We start from the raw sequence: 25,502 nt of genomic DNA on the forward strand, positions 1-25,502 counted from the left end.
GAGCTCGACGCGGGCACTATCAGCTGCTCCAGCAGGCGTTCGACCAGTTCGGGATCACGAAGCAGGTATGTTCGGCCGTGCTCGATCTTTCCCGAGTACAGTTCCTGTCAATTGTCGGGGCGTCACTGCTTCGGCACGCGGCCAGCAGCTCGGCCATGGACGGCCGCGAAACCAGAACGCCTCGACGATGGAGCGACATGAGCGACTCCCCGCTTGAGCCGGTGGCAACGCCATTGGCTGACCTGCTGCACACGGTCCTGAAGGGCCTACGAAACGACCTGCCTGGGGACTTAGGCGCTGCGGTAAGTGTTACTCATCCAGCCCCGAACCGGGGAGGAGGTCAGTTGTATGTGTTGGCGGCGACCGGTGTCGGCGCCACACTGACCCCGGAGACCACCGGCGAACTATGGGGGCCGTCCTTGTTGGCGGCGGGGTGGGAAGGCCCGCTGGCCACGGACGATATCTGGCATGACTCACGATGGCCGCATCTGCAGCTGGCCAGGCTTCTCGAACGGGTTGATGCCAGCCAACACGAGCAGATCAGGCGGGTCAGCGGTGCCGCGGCGATGCCTTCGATCTGGGACGACGACGGGCTCGTGATCCTGTCAGTCTATCTCGACCGCCCCGCCGACGACGACACGATCGCCATCCTGGCCAGACATGAACCATTGGTGACCAGTGCGGTCACGATCGCAGGAATCGCCGAACGGAGCCACCAGAAATCCGAACAAGTACTCGACGCACTTGCCTCACGTGCCACGATCGAGCAGGCAAAAGGCGCGATCATGGCGTTACGGCGCTGTGCTCCCGCGGACGCCTGGAGCATGCTGCGCGCAGTCAGCCAGGATGCCAACATCAAGGTTCGGGAACTGGCGACCGCGTTTGTCGAACACGTCGAACAACTGCCTGCCCAACAGGCCAACGATCAGCGCCGCATCGAAACGCGAGCCCGAGCGCGGGAACTGGCGATCGGCTTGTGGGACGGTCTCCACCGCATCGACCCGTACGACGACGGCCAGGGCCTCAATTAACCGGGCTCATCACCGGACGACCAATTCGGCACAATCGATGTTCGCTTTGCCTAGCCGGCGGGCTCGACCTCGGCGATTGAACCCCCGCGAGACACGATACGTATCCCAGGGCACGCAACGCAGCCATGTCGCTATCATCGCAATCTGCCGGTCGACCAGGACACCGACAGAACGGCCTCTGACCCTGTCGCCGACCACAGTCGGATGACCGCAGGCGCCGACACCGCGCAATCATGCAACCATCCACCTCTCCGACGTCCCGCCGATCGAATGACAGGGAGTCTGTCCAGATAACGGCTCTGGCGCATTCTCGGTTTGCGCACACGCCGGACTGACCATGCTGCTGCTGGCCGTCGGCGCGGCGAGTTTCGTCGCGATCGACCACTTCCTGCGTACTGCCCTCGGTGTGCCCGGCGACATCCTCTCGCTGGTCCTGCTCATCCTGCAGCTCACCTCATCCGGTGGCCTCTATCCCATGCCCACCACACCCGGTATTTTCCAGACACTCAACCCGATCCTGCCGATGACCTATCTGATCGACGGCCTGCGGGTGACCATCTCGGGCGGCCTCATGTCACACCTGGTCCGCGATCTCGGTGTACTCGCCGGGTTCGCCGCCCTGTTCCTCGCACTCACCTCCCTCACCATCCGACGACAACGTGTGTGGACCATCTCCCGACTCCACCCCGAGGTCGAACTCTGAGCAACCGACAAGGCGGCGTGAAACCTGTCGCTGCGCACCGAAGCCACCCAGGCCGGGCTGGAGCGACAGTTCTCCTTCGTCCAACGCGAAAATACCCACCCATCCTCCACCGCCCATCGGACAGTCCTGTCCGGGGCGCTGTGCCGGTGCGGCTAGTCCGAAGGATCATCGCTTCGCCGCTCGCCTGGGGAATCCCGATTCCGATCGTCGTATCCGAGCGTGTCGAGCAGTTGCTGCTTGGTCATCTGGGATCGGCCGCGAATATCGTGGCGTTGCGCATCGGCGTAGAGCTCGTCCTTGGTTCGCGTGCCCTCGTGGTCTCGTCGGGCATTGTCACCATCCGGTGCCGGTACGGCTTGTTCTTCCCGTTGCTCTCGTTCGGCGCGGCGCTGCTGTTCTCGGTAGCCGTACGCGGCTTGGCGTACGGCCTGATCGCTTTCCAGGCTGGACCCCAACGCCCCAGCGATCACACCCATCGTGGTGAATCCCCACGCCAGTGCGACGTACATGCCGACGCTGGCCGAACCCACCGTGCTGGTCAGCAACGAGGTGGGCACCAGGAAAGCCGCGATGGCGAGGTTCACCACAAAGAGCCCGAGGTACAGACACGCGACACCGATGATCAACGTAGCAACGGTAGAGATGTTGTAGAGCCTGGTCAGCTCCTTGTCATGACCGCTGTCAGTGGCAGCAGGTCGTTCCCAGAGTCCGTGCGCGGCGATCAGCCACCCGACGAGCAGCACGATCGACGCCAGCGCGGCACCGACCTCGCGTACCGGGTCCAATTGGGTGGCCAGTTGCCAAATGGTGCTCGACGAGAGCCCGAAGGCACTGGTGGCGATCGCCGCGGCGAGAGCGCTGGTCATGCCGAAAATCAGCCGCCACGGGCGGTTCGTGCGCACCATGCCGGTCACCAGCCGGAAACGGCCACGGCGGCGGGTGGACTGGTAACGAATGCCGGTACCACCCTGGCCAGTGGTGGTTTCGTACCGGTGGACCGGCGCGAGAAACCCGGTGAGCCCGCTCTGCGATCCTCGCCGCGTCGCCTGAGTGTCCCCCTCGACGTCCCCGCTCGAAGTACTCAGCTCACCGACGATCTGCGCCACGAGCAGGCGCGCCCGGCGGCGGGTCTGGAGACCACCGAGTGATGGTAACGCGACGACCGCGACACCCTCGTCGTGATCGACCTCGGCCACTATCGGGCGGCGGTCGCGGCGCAGCGGCAGGTCGGTCAGGCAGATCGCGTAATCCCAGTCGTGCTGCGCGGTCCGGCGGGAGAGATGACCGAGGATATCCACCACATCGTGTTGGCCGGCCGCGACCGGATCGGTCTCGACCTCGATGGCCCAATCCTGCTGATCGCCGAGTAGCTTCGGCAAAGCTTCGAGCAAATACTCGGCTACTTGCCGCGGGACATCAGGGTCAGCGACCAATCCGATAGTGCTCCGGTGTGTCACGGTACTGGCTCCTCACACCTACGGGACGCGGTTCACTGATCCTGCTCTGGCACGGGAACGTACCGGGGCAGCTGAGCGCGAAGGCCGATCGGCCGCGACTTGTGGTGCCACAGGTACCTGTGCCGCTCGCCGGACGGCTGCCCGACGGGATCGGCTGGTTCGCGATCGAAAGTCCGCCGCCGAAGTGGCCCCTGTTGCGCTACCACAGCATGTGTGCACTCGAGCAGGCCTGCGCGTCGTCCTGAAAGGCCGGAAGAACCGTTCTCCGTACCCCGAGGCGCTCGTCTCATCCGAAAGTCTTGTCATGGCCCCATATCCCATGCAAGCACCCTCCTTTCCCTGCGGGACGCCGATCACCGAGCCGTATTCGTGGACTACGCGAGTTCGCCGCGAGCCTGTCAAAGATTCGGACGGTGCGAACATCTGCTTCTTGCTCGCCCTCGCATGGTCACTGTTGGATCAGGCTGGTCGATTCTTTGCCGCTGGAGTGTTTGGGGAGTTCGGGCGAAGCGGAATCCAGGGGAACCGCGGGACCACGGATCAGGCCGAGTTCGACGTTATGGCGCTGGTTGCGGGTGCGCAGCATGGCATGCAGCAGCCAGTCGATGGCGACGTACAGGCGGTTACCGGGCAGCGCCAGCAGGTGGTAGGCGCGGGTGATCAGCTTGGCCAGGGCTCCGGAAAGCGGAATGTGCAGCGGGTTTGCCGCAGCCTCACCGGTGCCGAGGTCGACCACGAAGCCGAGATCGTGGTGCCGGTACTCACGCGCGATGCCATGGCCCAGTGACGCGGCGACGTTGACGCCTGCCAGGGTGCCCTGCCGCTGGGCGTGCTGCGCGGTCATCGCCGTCGGCCGGCCACCGCGAGTCCGGTCGGGCACCGCGGCGGCATCACCGCAGGCGAACACCTCCGGCTGCCCGGGCACCTGAAGCCGTCCATCGACCGTGACCCGGCCCTGCCGGGTGGGCACACCCATCTCCTCGATGAGTGGGTCAGGACGTACGCCCACACACCACACCACCGTGTGCGTGCCGATCCGCTCACCGGTGTCCAGGGTGACTTCGTGTTGCCCGGCTTCGTGGACAGAGGCGCCGGTACGCACCTCGACACCACGGCGGCGCAACACGGTGTCCGCGGTGCGGGACAGCCGCTCGTCCAGCGAAGGAAGCACCCGGTCGGCAACCTCGAGCAAAAGCCAACGGATCCGCTGCCCATCCAGCTCCCGGTGCCGCGCCGCCAGCTCGGCGGCGAACGCGGGCCCCTGAGCGGCGACCTCGGTTCCGGTATAACCAGCGCCCACCACGACGAACGTGCACCGCGCCACGCGCTCGGCAGGATCCTCGGCCGCGGCGGCCAGTTCGATCTGCCGCACCACGTGGTCACGCAGATACAGCGCCTCCGGCACACCACGGAAACCGTGCGCATGTTCGGCGACACCGGGAATCGGCAGCAGTTTGTTGACACTGCCCGCGGCGAGCACCAGCCTGTCATAGCCCAGTACACGGTCCCGCCCTTCGGCATCGGTGTACCGGATCTCGCGCTCCCGCAGGGAAAACGAGCACACCTCACCCAACGCCAACCGCACCCCGGGCAACGCCGCCGGTAACGACACGCACACCCGTCGCGGGTCCAGAATCCCCACGGCGACTTCGGGCAGCAACGGTAGATAGAGGAAATAATCCGTGGGATTGACCACGACGATCTCCACCTCGTCCATGGACAAACGCCGACACAGTTCCCTGGCAGCATGGAAACCAGCGAAACCGCCGCCCACGACCACCACACGACTCGATGCCATGACGATGACCTACCCGAACACGACCAATCCGAAACTACAATATCGGTCGGGCGACACAGCTGCTCTTCCAACGCGGGGACACGGCCGGCTGGCCGACGGTCGGGTTGGTGCACCGCATCGGGTCGTACTGCACGCGCACCACGACGGCCACCCAACTTCCCGTTTTCCCACCTGGCTCGGCGGGAGGAACAATAGTCCGGACTGACAGTTCAGACCGCGGTGCCGTTGTTCAGGTCGATGCGCGTCTGGCGTTCCGAGCTGATCCACAACATCACCTGTTGGCTCCGGAGTATATTCCCGCCGCTTCCGCGGTGACGACGTCGGATAGGAGCTGTTTCGGGCCAGCCTGCTCAGTCAGCAACGTGTACCCGTAACGCTTGAATGGCCGTTCCGGTGCTGCGACCCGGTGAAATGGCTTTTCTGCCACTGTGAGGCTTGTTTCGGTTCGGCGGAAAGCGGGTACTTCCTGGGCAGAGCATTGATACGGGAGGCCGCCGTTGAAGGAACGATTGGCGAGTTATCGCGCGAAGCGGGACTCCTCGCGAACGCCGGAACCTGCCGGGGACAGCGGGCGGCGCCCAGGTGGCCCGGTGTTCGTGGTCCAGCGGCACGAGGCAAGCAGCACACACTTCGACTTCCGTCTGGAGATCGATGGTGTGTTGGTGTCCTGGGCGGTACCCAAGGGACCGTCTGTGGATCCGGACGATCGTCGGCTTGCCATACGCACCGAGGACCATCCGCTGGGCTATGCGGACTTCGAAGGACGAATACCGCAAGGCGAATACGGTGCCGGGACCGTCATCGTATGGGACACCGGCCATTTCGACGTGCTGACCACCGGGTCCGCGCGGCAGGCGCTTGCCGATGGCCATCTCACCGTATCCCTGCACGGTACTAAACTGGCCGGGGGCTTCTCGCTCATCCGCAGGCCCTCGGGTCCTCGGGAACAATGGCTGTTGCTCAAGAAGAACGACGAAGGAGCCGACCGGCGCCGCAAGCCGGCCGAGACACAACCCGAGTCGGTCGTCAGCGACCGCACCAACAAGGACTTCGCATGAGCGGCCCCGCATGGCATGAACCCACGCTCGCCACTCTCACCGGTCGACGGTTCTCGGATGAGCATTGGCTGTTCGAACCAAAATTCGACGGCGTCCGAGCTGTCGGTGTCCGCGATACCGGTACGCCGAAGCTGTACTCGCGCAACCGGAAAGAGATGAACGACTCCTTCCCCGAGCTCGTCGAGGCACTGACCACATGCGGCAGGCAGCGATTCGTGGTCGACGGCGAGATCGTGGCTTTCGACGGGAGGAACACCAGCTTCGCGGCCCTGCAACCCCGCATCCACCTCACCGACCCGCGCCGAGCACGCGCGACCGGGATGACAGTGTACTACTACCTGTTCGACCTGCTCTACCTCGACGAGCGGGACACTACCGAACTGCCACTACGGCAGCGCAAAACCATGCTTCGGGACGCGTTCGAATTCACCGATCCGGTGCGGTACACCACCCACCGCAACACCGATGGCGAGCGATACTTCAGGCAGGCATGCGGGCGTGGATGGGAAGGGGTGATCGCCAAGCGGGCCGATGCCGCCTATCACTCGGGCCGCTCGTCTGACTGGCTGAAATTCAAATGTTCACAGGGGCAGGAATTCGTCATCGCAGGCTTCACCGACCCACAAGGAGCCCGGCTTGGCTTCGGCGCTCTCCTGCTCGGCTATTATGAGAACGGGCGGTTGCGCTATGCGGGCAAAGTGGGCACCGGCTTCGACGAGAGCCTTCTCGGCTCGCTGCACGCCCAACTGCGTGACGGCGAAATGCCGAGCTCACCGTTCACCGATCAGGTGCGCGAGCCGGGCGCGCATTGGGTGTCTCCGTCGTTGATCGGGCAGATCGAGTTCACCGAGTGGACCCGCGACGGCAGGCTTCGCCATCCCAGGTTCTCCGGCTTGCGCGAAGACAAGAATCCCACCGAGGTCGTACGCGAAACACCGGGAAACGAGGACGTGACCGAAAACCGATGAGCAAGGAAACCGTCAAGGCTGGCGCCAGGAGAATCCCGATCTCCAAAGCGGACAAGGTCCTGTTTCCCGAAGATAGTATTACCAAAGCGGACCTCGTCGGCTACTACCGCGACATCGCATCCACTTTCCTCCGGCACGCACGGGGTCGCCCGGTCGCAGCCGAACGCTATCCTGATGGCATCGACCAGCCGCGCATCTTCCAGAAGAACGTCCCCGAGCACTATCCGGAATGGGTGCCTCGCGTCGAGGTGGGAAAGAAAGAGGGTGGTGTCACCGTGCACGCCGTATGTGACGACACACAGACGCTCGTGTACCTCGCCGATCAGGCATGTGTCACCCCACACTTGTGGCTGTCACGCACCGACGAGCTCGACAGACCGGACCGGCTGATCTTCGACCTCGATCCGCCGGGGACCGACCTTCCCATGCTCCGGTCTGCCGCACGCAGCGTGCGCACCATCCTCGATGAGATCGGTCTGCCTGCCTTTCTCATGGCCACCGGATCCCGCGGCTTCCACGTACTGACGCCACTACGCAGGACACAAACCTTCGACCAGGCCCGCGAATTCGCCCGCCGACTGGCCACCTTGCTCGCCGAGCGACACCCGGACATGCTCACAGTCCAGCAGCGCAAACAAGACCGGGGCGACCGCATCCTCGTCGACTACCTGCGCAACTCCTACGCACAGACCGCCGTGGCGCCCTACGCCGTACGCGCCCGACCGAACGCTCCCGTCGCGACTCCACTGGACTGGAACGAGTTCGACACCACCACACCATGGCAGTACACCATTCATACTCTCCCGGACCGACTCAAGGACCGCGGCGACCCGTGGTCCTCACTCAGGAACCGTGCACGGACTCTGACCGAGCCACGTCGCGAACTCGAGCAGCTCATCGGCCAATGATCTATTCGAAGACGAAGGCAGTCGAACCGTAATCGAATTCGAACTCACACATGACAGAATCAGGACAGAGCAATTGTCACCGCGCTTCGACAGCTGCCGACACATGCGATCCAGCATCGAAAGTTCGTGGCAGGGGATTGATTCGTCGGAATCAGCTTTCGGATCGCATATGGTCATGCCGTCCGGAATCAAGACCAGTCTCTATCGACGGTCACCACTGCGAACGCGTCGGGACAGCACAAGGGCGGTGCCGGGGCCCCGGGCCAGTGAGCTCCGGTCCGTTCGGCGCTCGGTCACCGGACACACTGTGCTCCCCGCATGCTCTGCGATACTCGCGACACATGCATTCGACGGTGTCGTCGAGGGTTTTTCGGCACCGCACACGGTTGTTCGAAATGGATGGTCCGACGCGACGGTGGCCACTGGTAGTCTCACCGGGCGTCGCGATGGGGAGGGGCACGCGTCCTGGTGGGCGCCGCGGTCTTCAAAACCGACGAGGCCGAGTATCTCGGTCTGGCGGGTTCGATTCCCGTTCCCCTCCGCCGACGGGTCCGACCGCGTTTCCAACCTCGTGCGGCCGGGTATGCCCTACGCTTGCGTGTGTGCCCTGACCTGACCGCGTGCAGGAGGTTGCCAGGATGCCCCGTTCGATCCGGATGACCCAGTACGCCCACGGCGGCGGGTGCGCGTGCAAGATCCCGCCTGGCGAGCTGGAGCAGGCGGTCGCCGGGCTGGTCGGCGCCGGAGCAGGCGAGCACGAACTGCTCGTGGGGCTCGATGACGGGGACGACGCCGCGGCAGTGCGCCTCGAAGGCGACACCGCGATCATCGCGACCACCGACTTCTTCACCCCTGTGGTCGACGACCCGTACGACTGGGGCCGGATCGCCGCGGCGAACGCGCTCTCCGACGTGTACGCGATGGGTGGCAGGCCGGTGCTCGCGGTGAACTTGCTCGGTTGGCCTCGGGAGAGGTTGCCGACCGAGTTGCTGACCGAGGTGCTGCGCGGTGGAGCGACCGTCGCGTCCACGGCGGCTTGCCATCTCGCGGGCGGGCACAGCATTGATGACCCGGAGCCCAAGTACGGGCTGGCGGTGACCGGGACCGGCAGTGCGCAGCGACTGCTGCGATTGGGGAGCGGCGAACCCGGCACCCCGTTGTCGTTGACCAAGCCGCTGGGGATCGGCGTGCTGAACACTCGCCACAAGGCGACCGGCGAACGATTCGAGCAGGCGATCCAGGCGATGACCGCCCTCAACCGCGAGAGCTCCGAGGCCGCGGTGCGGGCGGGGCTGCGGTGCGCCACGGACGTGACCGGATTCGGCCTGCTCGGGCATCTGTACAAACTTGCCCGCGCCAGCGGGGTGACCGCGCGCGTCGACCCTGCCGCGGTGCCCTATCTCGAAGGGGCGCGCGAGGCCGCTGAGCAGGGGTTCGTCAGCGGGGGTACCCGCCGCAACCTCGACTGGGTATGGCCGCACACACGCTGGGGCGCGAGTGTCGGTGAGCTGGACCAGCTACTGCTCGCGGACGCGCAGACATCCGGTGGACTGCTTGTCGCCGGGGAATTGCCCGGCGCGCCGGTGGTCGGGGAACTCACCGAAGCCAGTGACAGCCCACTGGTGGTGGGCTGATGCCGGACAGCGATCCGCGGCGGACCGTGCCACGAACCGATGTGGTGCTCGCCGATCCACGGCTTGCGAGCGTGCGCGAGCGGGTCGGCAGAGACGTGCTCAAACGCGCGGTGCACGCGGCGCAGGAAGCAGTGCGCGGCGAGATGCTCCTCCCGGAAGGGGTCGTGGAGGCCGTGTTGGCCGCGTTCCCGGCCCGGCCGTGCTCACTGCGGCCGGTCGTCAACGCGACCGGGGTCGTGCTGCACACGAACCTGGGCCGCGCGCCGCTGTCCGAGCGAGCCGTCGAAGCGCTCAGCGGCGCAGCCGGGTACACCGATGTGGAGTACGACGTGCGCACCGGCACGCGGGCGCGGCGTGGCGCGGCGGCTGCCGACGCGTTGCGCGATGCGGTCCCCGCGGCCGCGGATGCGCTCGTGGTCAACAACGGTGCCGCCGCGCTGGCGTTGGCCGCTACCGCGCTGGCCGCGGGCCGTGAGATCGTCGTCAGCCGCGGCGAGATGGTCGAGATCGGCGACGGGTTCCGCATCCCCGAGCTCGTGGCCAGTACCGGCGCCCGGCTGCGCGAGGTCGGCACCACGAACCGCACGAGCCTTTCCGATTATGCGCAGGCGCTCGGCCCGGACACGGGGTTCGTACTCAAGGTCCATCCGTCGAACTTCACCATCGGCGGGTTCACTTCCTCGGTGCCGGTACGTGAGCTCGCCGGGCTTGGAGTGCCCGTGGTCGCCGACATCGGTTCCGGCCTGCTGCACCCCGATCCGCTGCTTCCGGACGAACCCGACGCGCAGGGCTGGCTCGCGCAAGGCGCTGCTGTTGTCACCGCGAGCGGCGACAAGCTGCTCGGCGGCCCGCAAGCCGGATTCGTACTCGGCGAGCGGGAGACGGTGCGACGGCTGCGCAAGCACCCGCTCGCGCGCGCGATGCGGGTGGACAAGCTCGTCCTGGCCGCGTTCGAGGCCACACTGCTCGGTGCGGGAGACACGCCGGTGCTGCGCGCGCTGCACGCCGATGAGGGCTCGTTGCGCGTCCGTGCGGAGGCATTGGCGGCCGAACTCGCGCGCGGCGGTGTCGACGCGGATACCGTGCCTTCGGAGGGGATGGTCGGTGGCGGCGGCGCGCCACAAGTCCGGTTGCCCGGCTGGGCCGTCGCCCTGCCTGAAGCGTTCGCCGCATCACTGCGCTTGGGCCGGCCGTGTGTCGTCGGCAGGCTCGAAGCGGGCCAATGCCTGCTCGACCTGCGCTGCGTTCCCGCAAGCGACGACGAGCGGTTGGCCGCGGCGGTGCGCACGGCGGCGCGGGAGCGGGCATGCACGTGATCGCGACCGCAGGCCACGTCGACCATGGCAAGTCGACGTTGCTGCGCTCGCTGACCGGAATGGACCCCGACCGGTGGGCCGAGGAACACCGGCGCGGCATGACGATCGACCTCGGCTATGTGTGGACGACCTTGCCCGTACACGGCGATCTGGTGTTCGTGGACGTACCAGGACACGAACGGTTCATCACCAACATGCTCGCCGGGATCGGCCCGGTCCCCGCGGCGCTACTGGTGATCGCCGCCGATGAAGGGTGGTGCAAGCAGACCGAGGAGCACGCGGCCGCGCTCGAGGCGCTCGGCGTCCGGCACGGATTGCTCGCGGTGACCCGCTGCGATCTTGCCCCGGCCGGTCCTGCGATCAATGCGGCAAAACGACGGCTGGCGGGTACGTGTCTGGATGCGTTCGAGGCGGTCGCGGTCAGCGGCGCGACCGGCGAGGGCCTTGGCGAACTGCGCGAGGCGCTTGAGCGATTGGTGGCGACCATGCCCGCGCCCGCGTCCTCGGCCACCCGGCTGTGGGTGGACCGCGTGTTCACGGTGCGTGGCGCGGGCACCGTCGTGACGGGGACGCTCACCGGAGGGTCGATCAGCATCGGAGATGAACTGCTGGTCTCCCCCTCGGGCGAATCCGTGCGCGTCAAGGGCGTGGAGAGTCTCAAGCAGCGGATTGGATCGGTCTCGGCTGTGGCCAGGGTGGCGGTGAATCTGCGCGGGCTGGATCGCAACCGCCTGCGCCGAGGAGATGCTCTGCTCGCGCGCGGCCGGTGGAGCGAGGCATACACCATGGATGTCCGTGTGGAAACCGAACGATTGCCCACTGCCCCGATGCTGCACCTTGGTTCGGCCGCGGCCTCGGCGCACGTGCGCCCCCTCGGCGCACACACCGCGCGACTAGCGGTGCGTCGTCCGCTGCCGGTGCACGTAGGCGAACGGCTCATCCTGCGCGATCCGGGCACGCGGCACGTGACCGGTGCGGTCGTCCTGGACACCGATCCGCCGCCGCTGGACCGCCGGGGCGCGGCCGCGCGCCGCGACGCCGAACTCGCCGCGGTCACCGGCGAACCCGATCCGGCAGGCGAGGTACGCAGGCGCGGCACGGTGCGGCGGGATCTGCTGGTCACTGCGGGGGTGCTCGCCCCGGATGCGCCCACACCGGAAGGTGCCGTTTCCGCGGGCGCATGGCTCGCCGACGCGGACCGCTGGCGAGACTGGCAACGCGAGTTGACCAGGCTGGTGGACCGGCACGCGCGGGAGCGACCACTGGCCCCCGGCCTCATCCCTGCCACAGCCGCCCGGGTGCTGGGCCTGCCGGAATCGGCTGTGCTGGAACCGCTTGTCGCGGCATGTGCCGAGCTGGTCGTCGATGCGCACGGGATACACCGTCGCGGCACGACACCGACACTGCCCGACCAGCCCGCCGCGGCGCTGCACCGGTTGCGAGAGCGGCTGCAGCGCGAACCGTTCGCCGCGCCCGAGCTTCCCGAGCTCGCCGAGGCCGGGCTGACCGCCGCGCATCTGGCCGTCGCCGTACAGCAGGAACAGCTGCTGCGGGTCGCCGACGGGGTGTACTTGCTTCCCGATGCGCCAGCGCAGGCGCACCGTGCGCTGGCCGGGCTCACCGAACCGTTCACCATCAGCGAAGCCCGCCGTGTGCTGGGCACCAGCAGGCGTGTGGCGGTGCCGTTGCTCGAACTCCTCGACGGGTACGGGGTGACGGTGCGTGTCGATGGCAACCGCCGCAAGTTGACCGGTGAACGGTGCTCAGGACAAGTACCGGGACAAGCGCCCGAAGACACCGGGCTGCGTTAGGGCCCGGGTACGTGCATAATCCGCGGGAAGACGGGTACCCGGAAATGCGACGGCAGGCGAGCGGGACGGGGAACGGCGTTGGGCGTGAAGCGGTGGCTGAACTGGCCGGTACTGCGCCAGTTCGCGAGCACCGACCCGAGCGGGCGTGGTGCGGCGGCCAAGAGTCGTACCAGTGCGAACCTCTCCCCGCGCACCGCCGACGCGGACCGGATCGTGAAGTCGGTGTGCCCGTACTGCGCGGTCGGCTGCGGGCAGAACGTCTACGTGCGTGGCGAGCGTGTCACACACATCGAGGGCGACCCGGATTCGCCCGTCAGCCGCGGCAGGCTGTGCCCGAAAGGGTCGGCATCACTGCAGTTGACCACCGGTCCGGGTCGCGAGCATCGGGTGCTCTACCGCAGGCCTTATGGCACCGACTGGGAGCAACTGGACCTGGACACGGCGCTGGACATGATCGCCGACCGGGTGATCAAGGCGCGCGGTGAGTACTGGCAGTGGCAGCAGGACGACGTCCGCACGCGCCGCACGATGGGGTTCGCGAGCCTCGGCGGCGCCACACTGGACAACGAGGAGAACTACCTGATCAAGAAACTGTTCACCGCGCTCGGGGCGGTGCAGATCGAGAATCAGGCACGTGTTTGACACTCCTCGACAGTGCCCGGTCTGGGTACTTCCTTCGGTCGCGGCGGCGCCACGACATTCCAGCAGGATCTGCAGCACTCGGACTGCATCCTCATCGAGGGTTCCAACATGGCCGAATGCCATCCGGTCGGTTTCCAGTGGGTGATGGAAGCCAAAGCACGCGGCGCCACGGTCATCCACGTGGACCCGCGGTTCACCAGGACCAGTGCGCTCGCTGATCTGCACGTGCCGCTGCGTGCGGGCACCGACATCGCCTTCCTCGGCGGCATCGTCAACTACGTGCTGGCGAACGAGAAGTACTTCCACGACTACGTGGTGCACTACACCAACGCGGCCTCGATCGTGACCGAGGACTACGCCGGACCGGCGGACATGGACGGGTTCTTCTCCGGGTTCGACGCCGAGAAGCGCCACTACGACTTCCACACCTGGCAGTACGAGGGTGCCGAAGTGCAGGCGGCATCGGGCGAGCGCGATCTGGAGTACCCGGACCGCGCGGGCGGCGACCCGCCGTCCGGCTCCGGCGTGCGCCAGGCGGGGCGCGGCGAGGCACACGGTTCCGGCGGGGCCAGTTCGGGGCAGGCACGCACCGATCCGACGCTGCGCCACCAGCGCACCGTGTTCCAGATCCTCAAACGGCACTTCGCGGATTACACCCCCGAGATGGTCGAGCAGGTGTGCGGGGTACCGCCGGAGAAGTTCCTGCGCGTGTGCGAGTACCTGACCGAGAACTCCGGGCGCGAGCGCACCAGCGCGTTCGTGTACTCGGTCGGCTGGACCCAGCACACCGTCGGCGTGCAGTACATCCGCACCGCGTCCATCCTGCAGACCCTGCTGGGCAACATCGGCAGGCCCGGCGGCGGGATCCTGGCCTTACGCGGCCACGCCTCCATCCAGGGGTCGACGGACATCCCCACGTTGTTCAACTTGCTGCCCGGCTACATCCCGATGCCCCACGCACACGCCAACCAGGACCGGGCGGCCTTCCTCGCGGCCGAAGGCACGGACAAAGGGTACTGGGCGAACATGGGCGCATACCTGACCAGCTTGCTCAAGGCCTGGTGGGGTCCGGCGGCGACACCGGAGAACGATTTCTGCTTCGACTACCTGCCACGGTTGACCGGCAGTCACAGCACCTACGAGACGGTCATGGCCCAGACCAGGCGCGAGTGCGTCGGCTATTTCCTGTATGGGGAGAATCCGGCTGTCGGTTCGGCGAACGCGAAGCTGCAGCGGCTCGGTATGGCCGCGCTGGACTGGCTCGTGGTCCGCGACTTCTCGCTCATCGAGAGCGCCACATGGTGGAAGGACGGCCCGGAGATCGAGAGCGGGGAACTGTCCACACGCGAGATCGCCACCGAGGTGTTTTTCCTGCCCGCTGCCGCACATACCGAGAAAGACGGCAGTTTCACCAACACCCAGCGGATGCTGCAGTGGCACCATGCGGCCGTGGAACCGGAAGGTGACGCGCGCAGCGACCTGTGGTTCACCTACTACCTCGGCAAACGCATCCGGGAGAAACTCACGGGCAGTACCGACGACAGGGACCGGCCGCTTCTCGACCTGACATGGGACTACCCGGTGCACGGGCCGCTGGACGAACCGGACGCCGACGCGGTGCTCGCCGAGATCAACGGCGCCGATGCGCAGGGGAATCCGCTGTCCAGCTACGAGCAACTCACCGACGACGGCAGCACGACGTGCGGTTGCTGGATCTACTGCGGCGTACGCGCCGGCGGGGCCAACCAGGCCGCCCGCCGGGAACCGGGCGATCGGCAGAACTGGGTCGCCAACCAGTGGGGGTGGGCGTGGCCGGCCAACCGGAGGATCCTCTACAACCGCGCCTCCGCCGACCCGGACGGCCGCCCCTGGAGCGCGCGCAAGGCACTCGTGTGGTGGGACTCCGATGAGCAGCGCTGGACCGGTCACGACGTCGCCGACTTCGCCGCCACGAAACCGCCGGACTATCAGCCGCCATCTGATGCGCACGGGCCCGCCGCCCTGGCGGGCACCGAACCGTTCGTGATGCAAGACGATGGCAAGGCGTGGCTGTTCGCCCCGGCCGGGCTCGTGGACGGCCCGCTGCCCGCCCACTACGAACCGCAGGACTCGCCGTTCGAGAACCGGCTCTACCCGCAACAGCGCAACCCCGTGCGGCAGGTACTGCCGTTCAAGGGCAAGCACAACCGGATGCAGCCAAGCGGAGCGCAACCGGGTACGGAAGTGTTCCCCTACGTCGCGACGACCTACCGGCTCACCGAGCATCACACTGCCGGCGGGATGAGCCGCTGGCAGCCCTACCTCGCGGAGCTGCAACCGGAGATGTTCTGCGAGATCTCCCCGGAACTCGCCGCGCAGCGCGGCCTGACCCACCTTGGCTGGGCCACGATCGTCACCGCGCGTGCCGCGATCGAGGCCCGCGTGCTGGTCACCGAACGGATGAGCCCGATCGCCGTGCAGGGCCGCACGCTGCACCAGGTCGGGCTGCCCTACCACTGGGGCCACAACGGCTATAGCACCGGCGACGCGGCCAACGAACTGGCCGCGCTCTCGCTCGACCCGAACGTGCACATCCAGGAGGTGAAGGCGTTCGCCTGCGACATCCGCCCCGGCAGGCGCCCGGATGCCGCGGGCACAGCCGAACTGGTGCGCGAATACCAGCGCAGAGCGGGAATCACCGACGAGACCGGAACGGAGATCTGACATGACCGACACGGCATCGAGCACGGGTAGCGGGCACGATCCCGCGGCGGCGAGTGGCTACCCGGACCACCCTCCGCGGATGGGCTTCTTCACCGACACCTCGGTGTGCATCGGTTGCAAGGCCTGCGAGGTCGCCTGCAAGGAATGGAACCTGATCCCCGAAGACGGCCTCGACCTGACCGGCATGTCCTATGACAACACCGGCGGGCTCAGTGCCGACACGTGGCGGCATGTGGCGTTCATCGAGCAACGCAAACCGATCGGCGTGCAAGACCCTGGATTGCAGCACACCGGGGATGTGCTGGCGATGGCCGAGCAGGGTGCGGCCACCCCTCCCGCGGACGCCGCGATGAATCCCACCACACCGGGCCAAGCAGGTGAGTTCCGCTGGCTGATGTCCAGTGATGTGTGCAAGCACTGCACCCACGCCGCATGCCTGGATGTTTGCCCGACCGGTTCGCTGTTCCGTACCGAATTCGGCACCGTGGTCGTGCAGGAGGACATCTGCAACGGCTGCGGCTACTGCATTCCCGCCTGCCCATACGGCGTGATCGACCGCCGCGAGGGCGATGGCAGAGCGTGGAAATGCACGCTGTGCTACGACCGGATCGGCGCGGGCGGTGAACCGGCGTGTGCCAAGGCGTGTCCGACCGAGTCCATCCAGTTCGGCCCCCTCGACCAGCTGCGCGAGCGGGCGCGGCAACGTGTCGAGCAGCTGCACGGCGAGGGAGTCGCCGATGCCCGGCTCTACGGCGCGGACCCGGACGACGGTGTCGGCGGGGACGGGGCGTTCTTCCTGCTGCTCGACGAACCCGAGGTCTACGGTCTGCCACCTGACCCTGTCGTCACCACGCGCGATCTGCCGTCCATGTGGCGTCATGTCGCCGCCGCGGCGGGCACGCTGGTCGGTATGGCCGCCGCCGCGTTTACCGCCGCCGCGTTCGGCAAGCGCTGAACCGTCCCTGAGGAGGCCGACATGAGCCACACCGACGCCGCAGGCAACCGCGCGCGCACCGGCCGCAACGCGGTCACCGGAGGACGCAGGCACCGGCGCAAACACGGTGAGCAGCCCATGGTGCCCGATGCCGAATTCGGCTCCTACTACGGACTTCCGGTGCTCAACGCGCCGGTATGGAAGACACCCGACGTGCCCGGCTATCTGTTCTTGGGGGGCCTCGCGGGAGCGGGTTCGCTGCTCGGCGCTGGAGCCGCGCTCACCCGCAGGCCCACACTCCAGCGGATCACGACGACGGGCTCGATCGGAAGTGCGCTCGTGTCCCTCGCGGCACTCGTACACGACCTTGGCAGGCCAGCGCGGTTCCTGAACATGCTGCGTGTGTTCAAACCGAGTTCGCCGATGAGCGTGGGTTCCTGGCTGTTGTCGGCGTATGCGCCTGCCGCCGGGGTCGCCGCGGTGTGGGCACATCGCGAGGGGCTCGTCAGAGTGGCGGCCGTATCAAGCGTGCTCGAGCGGTTTCCCACCATCACAAGGATCGCAGGCACAGGCGCCACCGCGGCAGCCGCGGTCACCGGGCCCGCCGTGGCCGCATACACCGCCGCCCTGCTCAGCGACACCGCCGTACCCGCATGGCACGACGGCTACCGTGAACTGCCGTTCGTGTTCATCGGGTCGGGCGCGGCAGCAGCCGGTGGGCTGGGGCTGTTCGCACCGACAACGGAGAGCGTGCCTGCGCGCGTGTTCGCCGTGCTGGGGGCAGGCTGTGAGCTCTTCGCGTTCGAGCGCATGCGTAGCAGGCTCGGCATGGTCGGGGAACCCTACGACACCGGCCCCGGCGGCATGTACCTCAAGGCCAGCAAGGCACTCGCGGTCTGCGGTGCCGCCGGAGCCGTGCTTGGCCGGCGAAGCCGGGTGATCAGTGCGCTCTCCGGTGCGGCGCTGTTCGCGGCTTCTGCCGCCACCCGCTGGGGCGTGTTCCACGCAGGACTGACCTCAGCCAAAGATCCGAAATACACCGTCGTGCCACAACGAGAACGGCTCAACCAGCGGCGCACGCGGCAGTAGGCCCTCGGCGGCCACCGACTCGGTTGGCTCGCCTCGTACGGCCATATGGACAGTGACAGGAATAGCCCTTTCTCGGCAGCTTCACGAGCAGCCAAGTACGGCCGCGGCTACTGCGCCGCAGTGCTCGCACCACCGCAGGACCAGAGACCGATGTGGCCCCGACGGTTCCGCGCCGAGAGCGGAGCCGCGGCAGCACCACGACGTGTCCGCCCGCCCCGGTGAACGGCCGAATCCTCAGGAACCCCCAAGCAGCATGCGGGCGTCCCTGGCCATCGGCACATCCTCACGAGCCGCGATCACCAGCGTGCGGACGGCCGCGTCCGGGGTGCTGATATCGGTGTCGGGCTCTGCGCCGACGTTGTGCGGCTCATCCACCGTGACACCGAGATAGCCGAGCGCGGTGGCCACGTGTGTCCGTACGAATGACTCGTTCTCACCTACTCCGCCGGTGAACACCAGAGCGTCCAATCCGCCGAGAGCCGCGGTCATGGCCGCGATCGCGGCGCAGAGCTCGTGCAGGTAGACATCCACCGCACGGCGAGCGTCTCGATCCGCGCGCCCGCGCAGCTCGCCGATGTTGGGATTGCCTGCCATGCCGAGCAGACCGGAGTGGTACTGCAGGGTATCGGCGAGTTCCTCGACACCGATGCCCGCATGTTGTTGCAGCCACAGCAGAATCGACGGGTCCACGCGACCGCTGCGGGTGCTCATCACCAGGCCTTCTAGTGGGGTGAACCCCATGGTGGTATCAAGGCTGTGGCCGTGTCGCACCGCGGCCAGCGAGGCGCCCGCACCGAGATGGCAGACGACGATGCGAATATCCTTGTCCGCAAGCAGTCCCACCGCTCGCGTCGAGGCGTACTCGTGGGACAGCCCGTGGAACCCGTACTTCCGGATGCCGAACCGATCCCGCCATTGCCTTGGTAATGCGTAGTCCCTTGCCGCATCGGGCATCCGTGAGTGGAACGCGGTGTCGAAACAAGCCACCACGGGCAGACCGGGCAGCTGATCGGCGACGATGTCGATGGCGGCCAGAGCCATTGGCTGGTGCGCCGGAGCCAGCGGTATCAGCTCCATCAGTTCTGAGCGCACATCCCTGTCCACCAGGACGCTGCCGGTGAACCGGTCGCCTCCGTGCACGATCCGGTGCGCAACCGCGTCAACCCGGCCAAGTCGTTCGGTGAATCGCGACAGGCGCTCGCGGTCGATCTGCCCCTTGTGGACGGCGATGTCCTCGCTGTCCAGCACTGTGTCGGACTCGTCCACCAACCGTAGTTTCAGGCTGCTGGAACCGCAGTTGACCGTCATCACCGTGGTCACGATGGCCACGACCAGTCGCGAACCTCGGGCGGATCTTCTCCGTACTGTCGGGTATAAAGCCGGGCGCGCAGCCGGGTGTCGACCATCTGTTGTCGTAGTTGGGCTCTGCGCACGCCGAGACCGGGGACACGATCGATCACGTCCATCACGAGGTGGTAGCGGTCGAGTTCGTTGAGCATCACCATGTCGAAGGGGGTGGTCGTGGTGCCCTCCTCGATGTATCCGCGAACGTGCAGGTTCGCGTGGTTGCTCCGCCGGTAGGTCAACCGGTGGATCAGCCACGGATAACCGTGGTAGGCGAAGATGACCGGCCTGTCTTCGGTGAACAGCGCGTCGAACTCGGCATCGGGCAGGCCGTGCGGATGCTGGTGCTCGTCTTGCAGCCGCATCAGGTCGACCACGTTGACCACACGCACGTTCAGCTCCGGGATGTGGCGATGCAGCAGGTCCGTGGCGGCGAGGGTCTCCAGCGTCGGCACATCGCCCGCGCAGGCGAGCACCACATCCGGTTCCGCGTCGGTGCTGCTCGCCCAGTCCCAGATCCCGAGGCCGCGGGTGCAGTGTTCGATGGCGGCGTCCGGTCCGAGCCATACCGGTTCCGGGTGTTTCCCGGCTATGACGACGTTGACCAGATTCTCGCTGCGCAGGCAGTGGTCCATCACCGAGAGCAGCGTGTTCGCGTCCGGTGGCAGGTATACCCGGACGAAGTCCGCCTTCTTGTTCACCACGTGGTCGATGAACCCTGGGTCCTGATGAGAGAAACCGTTGTGGTCCTGTCTCCACACATGCGAGGAAAGCAGGTAGTTCAGCGATGCGATCGACGCGCGCCAAGGGATTTCCTTGCTGACCTTCAGCCACTTGGCGTGCTGATTGAACATCGAGTCGATGATGTGGGTGAACGCCTCGTAGCAGTTGAAGACACCGTGCCTTCCGCTGAGCAGGTAGCCCTCCAGCCAGCCCTGGCACAGATGCTCGGAGAGCACCTCCAGCACGCGGCCGTCCGGCGCCAGGTGGTCGTCGCCGGCTCGCAGTTCAGCGGTCCACGCCCGGTTGGTGACGTCGAAGACGGACTCCAACTTGTTCGAAGTCGTCTCGTCCGGCCCGAACAGCCGAAAGTTCGCCGCCTCTTGATTGGCGGTGAACACCGAACGCAGGAAACCGCCCAGTGCCGCCATACCGCTCTGGTTCACCGCGCCCGGAGCCGGAAGTGCAGTCAGATAGTCCCGGAAATTCGGCAGTCGCAATGGTCTGCGCAGCAGACCGCCGTTCGCGTGCTCGTTTGCGCTCATCCGCGCGTTGCCGTACGGAGCGAGATCGGCGAGTTCGGATCGCAGCGTCCCGTTACCGTCGAAGAGTTCCTCCGGACGGTAGGAGCGCAGCCAGCTCTCCAGTTGCCGTCGATGCTCGGTGTTGGTGCGCACTTCCGCGAGCGGGACCTGGTGCGCGCGGAAGGTTCCTTCCACAGCCATCCCATCCACCTCGGCCGGTCCGGTCCATCCCTTCAGGGTGCGCAACACGATCATCGGCCAGATCGGTCGTATCGATTCGCCGTCTTCACGGGCGGTACGCTGGATCGCGCCGATTTCGGCGACCACGGTGTCCAGCGCCGCTGCCATCTGCTCGTGCATCGTTTGCGGATCCGTCCCGCTGACCAGGTAGGGCCGGTAGCCGTAGCCTTCCAGCAGGCTCACCAACTCGGGCTCGGGAATCCTGGCAAGCACCGTGGGGTTGGCGATCTTGTACCCGTTGAGATGCAACACCGGCAGCACGGCTCCATCGGCACGCGGGTCGAGGAATTTGTTCGAGTGCCAGCTCGCGGCGAGCGGCCCCGTCTCCGCCTCCCCGTCGCCGATCACGCAGCAGGCCAGCAAATCGGGATTGTCGAACACGGCGCCGAACGCGTGCAGCAGCGAATAGCCGAGCTCCCCGCCCTCGTTGATCGAACCCGGTGTCTCCGGAGCGGCATGGCTGGGGATTCCTCCGGGGAAGGAGAACTGCCGAACCAACTTGGCCAACCCCGCTTCATCCTGGGTCACATCGGGGAACCGCTGGCTGTAGGTACCTTCCAGGTAGGCGTTCGCCACCACACCTGGGCCACCGTGACCGGGCCCGGCAACGAAGATGGCATTCAGCTTCTCCTGTCGGATCACCCGGTTGAGGTGGGCATACACGAAATTCAGACCAGGCGTGGTGCCCCAGTGACCGAGCAGTCTCGGTTTCAGATGTTCGGCTTGGAGCGGCTCCCGCAACAACGGGTTGTCCAACAGATAGAGTTGCGCGGCGGATAGGTAGTTGGCCGCGCGCCAGTACCGATCGAGCCGCTCGAGCACTGTCGCGGTGCTTTTCGGTGCCGTATCGATCGGTTGCTCTGCGACGTGTCCCATGAACGGTCAAGTACCCATTCGAGTCCTCGCGGAAACAGCGGCTGGGCGTCCGCCGGGTCAGCTGAGAGCCGACCGTCTTATTGGGACTGCTTCAGGACCGCATCCCGCAACCTTTCCAATCTGCGCGACCGGACCCGTTACCGCCCGTGTCCTGCCGCTGGATCTGTGGCGAGCTCGGCTCCGACACCGCCGCGGGGGTTCAGTGGTGATACGGACACCGCCGCAGCGCGGCTGCCCGTGAGACATGGTCGCGGGTACTCACTTCCTTGACACCTGGCGACATCATTCATACATTTCTCGTAATTCTGTATGAATGATGTCGGGAGGTTGGTCCGCATGACGCTTGGTAAGACCGCCGTCGTCCTCGGTGGCAGTGTCGCTGGTCTGTGCACCGCGGGGGCGCTCGCGCCGCACTTCGAGCAGGTCGTCGTGCTGGAACGCGATGAGCTTCCAGCAGAGGCCGAGCACCGGCGTGGTGTGCCGCAGAGCAAACACCCGCATTTCCTGCTGAACTCGGGCCGGCGCGCGATCGGGGAATTGTTCCCCGGCTTCGAAGACGAACTCATCGCCGCGGGCGGGCTGCACCTGATGCCGTCGATGGACGCGGCCTATCTCGACGGGGAGGGCTGGTCGGCGCGTAAGAGCAGCTCGATGACGATGGTCTACAGCTCGCGAGTCCTCATCGAGCGCGTGTTGCGCGACAAGGTGCGGGGCATGGCCAACGTGGGTATCCGCGAGGGGGTCGCAGTGAGCGGCCTGACCGTACGCGGTGGCGGCACCCGCGATGGCGCGGTCACCGGGGTGTATGTCACCACATCCACCGGTGACGAGCACATTGACGCGGACTTCGTCGTGGACGCGATGGGCCGTGGCTCCTCGGTCGGCGCCTGGTTGGTGGCGGCGGGGTGGCCAGAGCCGCAGGTGCAGACTCTCGATGCCAAGGTCACCTACACCTCGCGCTGGTACGACCTGCCCACAGCCGACCAGCGACCCGTGTCCTGGTGGTGGCGACACCTGGTGATCATGCCGACCCCGGACAAGGGGCAACACCCCGCTGAGCACGAGTTCCTGGTGAACTTCTTCCCGATCGAGGGGAACCGCGTCATCGCCTGCATGGGCTCATGGGGGATCCAGATGCCGCGCACCGCCGACGCGTTCATCGAATCGGCACGCCGGGTGCGGACACCGTTGTTCGCGGCAGCGATGGACAAGTGCGCCCCTACCTCGGAAGTACACCTGACCCGGTCGACCGGCAACAAGTGGCGACGCTACGACCGTTGGTCGAGGCCTCCGCAGGGGCTGGCATTCATCGGCGATTCGATCTGCGCGTTCAATCCGTTCTATGCGCAGGGAATCAGTTCCGCTTCGGGTTCGGCCTTGCTGTTGCGTGAACACCTCTCCCGCGCCGGGCGTCTCGACGCGGAGTTCTGTGCGCGGTTCCTCGCCGGGCAGCGCAAGGTACTCGGCGTGCCGTGGCGCCTGGCGATGGTCAGGGACCAGGGCTACGAATGTGCGGTGGGTACGGAGAAGCCACCCGAGTGGAGGCGCCGGGTCCTGGCATCCGTATCCAGTCCCGCGTTCAGCCTCATCGTCGGCGCCGCCCGCGAGGATGCTGTGGTCGATGAGCACTTCGCCAAGGTGTTCAATCTCGACGAATCGCTGGGGGAGATGATGCGAAACCCGCGGGTTATCGCAGGGCTTATGCGATACCGGATCCGCGCGGCTTTAGGCCGAAACCGGATTCCCTTCGCGTTCGACCCGCAGGCCGAACCGCCGGACACCGACTACTCACCTGGCGGCGCCGCCGATACCGCGACACGAACGGCCGCATAATGAGCGCCGTGTGCGGACCGGGGGTGGAGGCAGTCACCCGCGGTCTCGGCTTCGACTGCCACGACGTCTCCCCGGTGGCCTCGATCCGCTCCCCCTGGGATCTCGCGAACTGGACCATGCCACTACTTGAGCTGCTCGTCGTCGGTGGTGCGATCTTCGCCCTGGTGCACGCCGTTCGCCGCTACCGCGCAGGCGATCCGGTCAACCTGGCACTCTGGTGTGCCTCGCTGGTCTACCTTTTCGTGACCGAGCCGCCGCTGTATTTCCCGGAGTGGTTCGGTCTCGACACGTTGTACGGTTTCATCTTCGCCCACAACCAGTTCACCGTGCAGTTCATGGCGGATCGGTTGCCGCTCTACATCGTGGCCTTCTACCCGATGATCAGCCAGGTCGCCTACGAGCTCGTGCGCTCGCTCGGGATCTTCCAGCGCCGTAGCGTACTGGCCGGGTCGGTGACCGTGGCCTTCGCTTGCCAAGTGTTCTACGAGGTCTTCGATCAGCTCGGTCCGCAGCTGAAGTGGTGGGCCTGGAACACGGACAACCACATAGTCAACCACCCTGCGATGGCCTCGGTGCCGATGACCAGCATGCTGCTGTTCGCCTCGGTCTCGATGGCGGCCATGACCTTTCTGGTTGTGCGTCTGACCGGCGGTCCGGCCGCCGATGGCGGTCCGCGCCGGGGGTGGTCGCTGGTGCTGCGCGTCCTGGTGGCCGGTGTCCTGACGCCGCCGACCATGGCCATCGCCGGCATCCCGTCGAGCTTATTCGGCGGGAACAGCCCCAACATCACCGGGCAAGCCTGGAGCCTCGGCATCGAACTCGCCCTGGTCTGGCTGGCCGGTGGCTGGATCGTCGTCTCGCAGCTGCGGGCTCGGGATCGCGGACCGGACGAACCGCTGCCCGCCTTCGTCCGGTTCTACCCCGTGCTCTACCTGGGTGGGATGGCGGTGTTCTGGATCAGTGCCCTGCCGGCGTACCTCACCGCGCACGACGGCATCACCACCGACCGAACCCCGATCGGAAGCGGACCGTACGCGCTCGCCTGCTTCATCGGGTCCGGCCTGCTGCTGGCCGCGTTGTATCGGCGGGACCGAACACGCCGCATGGCACCCGCCGGCATCTGAGGTACTCCATCCGGGAAGATGGACCGCATGGGCCACCACGGATGGCAGGGCAACCCCCCGGGAACCGAGGACGAGGCACGCCGCCGGCTCGTCGAGGCGGCGACGGCGTGTATCGATCGTGCCGGGCTGGCCAAGACCAGCTTCTCCGATGTCGCCACGGAGGCCGGAGTGACCCGGCAGACCGTGTACCGCTACTTCCCGCGTCTGGCGGACATCCTCAGCGCCGTCGCCCAGGCTGGCGCCGACGAATTCGCGCAACGCATGCAACACCACCTGGCCGCATTCGGCAGCGCCGCCGAGGCTGCGATCGAATCCGTCGTTTTCGCTGTCCGAACCATCCCCGACGAACCCTACATGGGCCTGTTGCTGCAGGCAGGTGAAGCTGACTTCTTCACCGCCGGATCCACCTCTCCCCTGGCTTTCTCGCTTGGCGCGCGGATCCTCCGCGACCTTCCGGTCGACTGGCCGGCTGCCGGCGTCACCACCGACGAGGACCTCCAGGGGCTCGCCGAGATCCTGATGCGGCTTTTCATCTCGTTTCTGCAGTACCCGTCGATACCGGCTCTCACCGATGACCAGTTACGTGCCCTCGTTCGCCGCTGGCTGGGTCCGGCCCTCGGCGGATGACGGCAGCGACAAGAGCGGGTTTCCGCTTCTGGAAAGGAGAGCGAACAGACGAGGTACCGTCGTCGCCCCAACTCCGGTCCAATCCATATGCGGTATCGGGGCGCTCGAACCTCCCGTGGGCGGCGTGGTGAACGGCCCTGGCGGCGCTCGAGATGTGTGGGG

At 66.6% G+C, this 25,502-nt stretch carries 18 protein-coding genes and 1 tRNA gene; 15 read left to right on the plus strand and 4 right to left on the minus strand.

Translation table 11 applies throughout. From position 1 onward, the window contains the following. Positions 1-197: 197 nt before the first annotated feature. A complete protein-coding gene (locus tag A37U_RS45745) occupies positions 198-1,031 on the plus strand; it encodes an ANTAR domain-containing protein (RefSeq protein ID WP_157183084.1) in 834 nt (277 codons plus the stop codon). 331 nt (positions 1,032-1,362) lie between these two features. Next, on the plus strand, positions 1,363-1,734 hold the full coding sequence (locus tag A37U_RS0128460) for a YhgE/Pip family protein (protein ID WP_276142801.1): 372 nt from the start codon (positions 1,363-1,365) through the stop codon (positions 1,732-1,734). 152 nt (positions 1,735-1,886) lie between these two features. Here A37U_RS0128460 and A37U_RS45750 read toward each other — a convergent pair whose 3' ends face one another. Further along, on the minus strand, positions 1,887-3,113 hold the full coding sequence (locus tag A37U_RS45750; protein WP_051111760.1) for a hypothetical protein: 1,227 nt from the start codon (positions 3,111-3,113) through the stop codon (positions 1,887-1,889). 526 nt (positions 3,114-3,639) lie between these two features. Beyond that, positions 3,640-4,989: an NAD(P)/FAD-dependent oxidoreductase gene (locus tag A37U_RS0128475; RefSeq protein WP_026197697.1), complete on the minus strand. Its 1,350-nt coding sequence runs from the start codon at positions 4,987-4,989 to the stop codon at positions 3,640-3,642. Between the two features lie 509 nt (positions 4,990-5,498). Here A37U_RS0128475 and A37U_RS0128480 point away from each other — a divergent pair. The 10 genes from A37U_RS0128480 to nrfD all read left to right on the plus strand — a co-directional run bounded on the left by A37U_RS0128480 (position 5,499) and on the right by nrfD (position 18,052). Continuing rightward, on the plus strand, positions 5,499-6,047 hold the full coding sequence (locus tag A37U_RS0128480) for a DNA polymerase ligase N-terminal domain-containing protein (RefSeq protein ID WP_240437699.1): 549 nt from the start codon (positions 5,499-5,501) through the stop codon (positions 6,045-6,047). Then, on the plus strand, positions 6,044-7,015 hold the full coding sequence (gene ligD, locus A37U_RS0128485; RefSeq protein ID WP_020500087.1) for a non-homologous end-joining DNA ligase: 972 nt from the start codon (positions 6,044-6,046) through the stop codon (positions 7,013-7,015). The genes A37U_RS0128480 and ligD (A37U_RS0128485) overlap by 4 nt, the downstream gene beginning before the upstream one ends. Beyond that, positions 7,012-7,923: a non-homologous end-joining DNA ligase gene (gene ligD / locus A37U_RS0128490; protein ID WP_020500088.1), complete on the plus strand. Its 912-nt coding sequence runs from the start codon at positions 7,012-7,014 to the stop codon at positions 7,921-7,923. Before ligD (A37U_RS0128485) ends, ligD (A37U_RS0128490) begins: the two co-directional genes overlap by 4 nt. 450 nt (positions 7,924-8,373) lie before the next feature. Next, positions 8,374-8,465: transfer RNA gene (locus A37U_RS0128495), tRNA-Sec, on the plus strand. A gap of 96 nt (positions 8,466-8,561) precedes the next feature. Then, a complete protein-coding gene (selD, locus tag A37U_RS0128500; RefSeq protein ID WP_026197699.1) occupies positions 8,562-9,557 on the plus strand; it encodes a selenide, water dikinase SelD in 996 nt (331 codons plus the stop codon). Continuing rightward, positions 9,557-10,873: an L-seryl-tRNA(Sec) selenium transferase gene (gene selA, locus A37U_RS0128505; protein WP_020500090.1), complete on the plus strand. Its 1,317-nt coding sequence runs from the start codon at positions 9,557-9,559 to the stop codon at positions 10,871-10,873. The genes selD and selA overlap by 1 nt, the downstream gene beginning before the upstream one ends. Next, complete coding sequence (gene selB / locus A37U_RS0128510; protein ID WP_020500091.1) at positions 10,864-12,684, plus strand: selenocysteine-specific translation elongation factor; 1,821 nt, start codon at positions 10,864-10,866, stop codon at positions 12,682-12,684. Before selA ends, selB begins: the two co-directional genes overlap by 10 nt. Before the next feature lie 78 nt (positions 12,685-12,762). Then, complete coding sequence (gene fdh, locus A37U_RS0128520; protein ID WP_240437697.1) at positions 12,763-16,029, plus strand: formate dehydrogenase; 3,267 nt, start codon at positions 12,763-12,765, stop codon at positions 16,027-16,029. Position 16,030: 1 nt separating this feature from the next. Further along, positions 16,031-16,984, plus strand: a complete 954-nt coding sequence (locus A37U_RS0128525) for a 4Fe-4S dicluster domain-containing protein (RefSeq protein ID WP_020500094.1) — start codon at positions 16,031-16,033, stop codon at positions 16,982-16,984. 21 nt (positions 16,985-17,005) lie between these two features. Beyond that, a complete protein-coding gene (nrfD, locus tag A37U_RS0128530; protein ID WP_020500095.1) occupies positions 17,006-18,052 on the plus strand; it encodes an NrfD/PsrC family molybdoenzyme membrane anchor subunit in 1,047 nt (348 codons plus the stop codon). 234 nt (positions 18,053-18,286) lie between these two features. Here the strand turns inward: nrfD and A37U_RS0128535 are convergent, their stop codons facing one another. Then, entirely contained in the window at positions 18,287-19,381 is a 1,095-nt protein-coding gene (locus A37U_RS0128535) for an acetate/propionate family kinase (protein WP_020500096.1), read from the minus strand. Next, entirely contained in the window at positions 19,369-21,756 is a 2,388-nt protein-coding gene (locus A37U_RS0128540; protein WP_020500097.1) for a phosphoketolase family protein, read from the minus strand. Before A37U_RS0128540 ends, A37U_RS0128535 begins: the two co-directional genes overlap by 13 nt. Before the next feature lie 336 nt (positions 21,757-22,092). Between A37U_RS0128540 and A37U_RS0128545 the strand changes: the two genes are divergently transcribed. Genes A37U_RS0128545 through A37U_RS0128555 form a run of 3 tightly spaced genes read left to right on the plus strand, consistent with a single transcriptional unit; the run spans position 22,093 to position 25,340 of the window. After that, positions 22,093-23,589 carry an FAD-dependent oxidoreductase gene (locus A37U_RS0128545; RefSeq protein ID WP_020500098.1) on the plus strand — a complete coding sequence of 499 codons (1,497 nt, stop codon included), beginning with the start codon at positions 22,093-22,095 and terminating at the stop codon, positions 23,587-23,589. Continuing rightward, positions 23,589-24,713 (plus strand): hypothetical protein, encoded by a 1,125-nt coding sequence (locus A37U_RS0128550; RefSeq protein ID WP_020500099.1) that lies wholly within the window; start codon positions 23,589-23,591, stop codon positions 24,711-24,713. The genes A37U_RS0128545 and A37U_RS0128550 overlap by 1 nt, the downstream gene beginning before the upstream one ends. A 27-nt stretch (positions 24,714-24,740) precedes the next feature. Beyond that, the gene (locus tag A37U_RS0128555) at positions 24,741-25,340 is read left to right on the plus strand and encodes a TetR family transcriptional regulator (protein ID WP_026197702.1); all 600 of its coding nucleotides are present in this window, start codon (positions 24,741-24,743) and stop codon (positions 25,338-25,340) included. The last annotated feature ends 162 nt before the right edge of the window (positions 25,341-25,502 follow it).

It is taken from the genome of Sciscionella marina DSM 45152, from assembly GCF_000379465.1.
Lineage (GTDB): Bacteria > Actinomycetota > Actinomycetes > Mycobacteriales > Pseudonocardiaceae > Sciscionella > Sciscionella marina.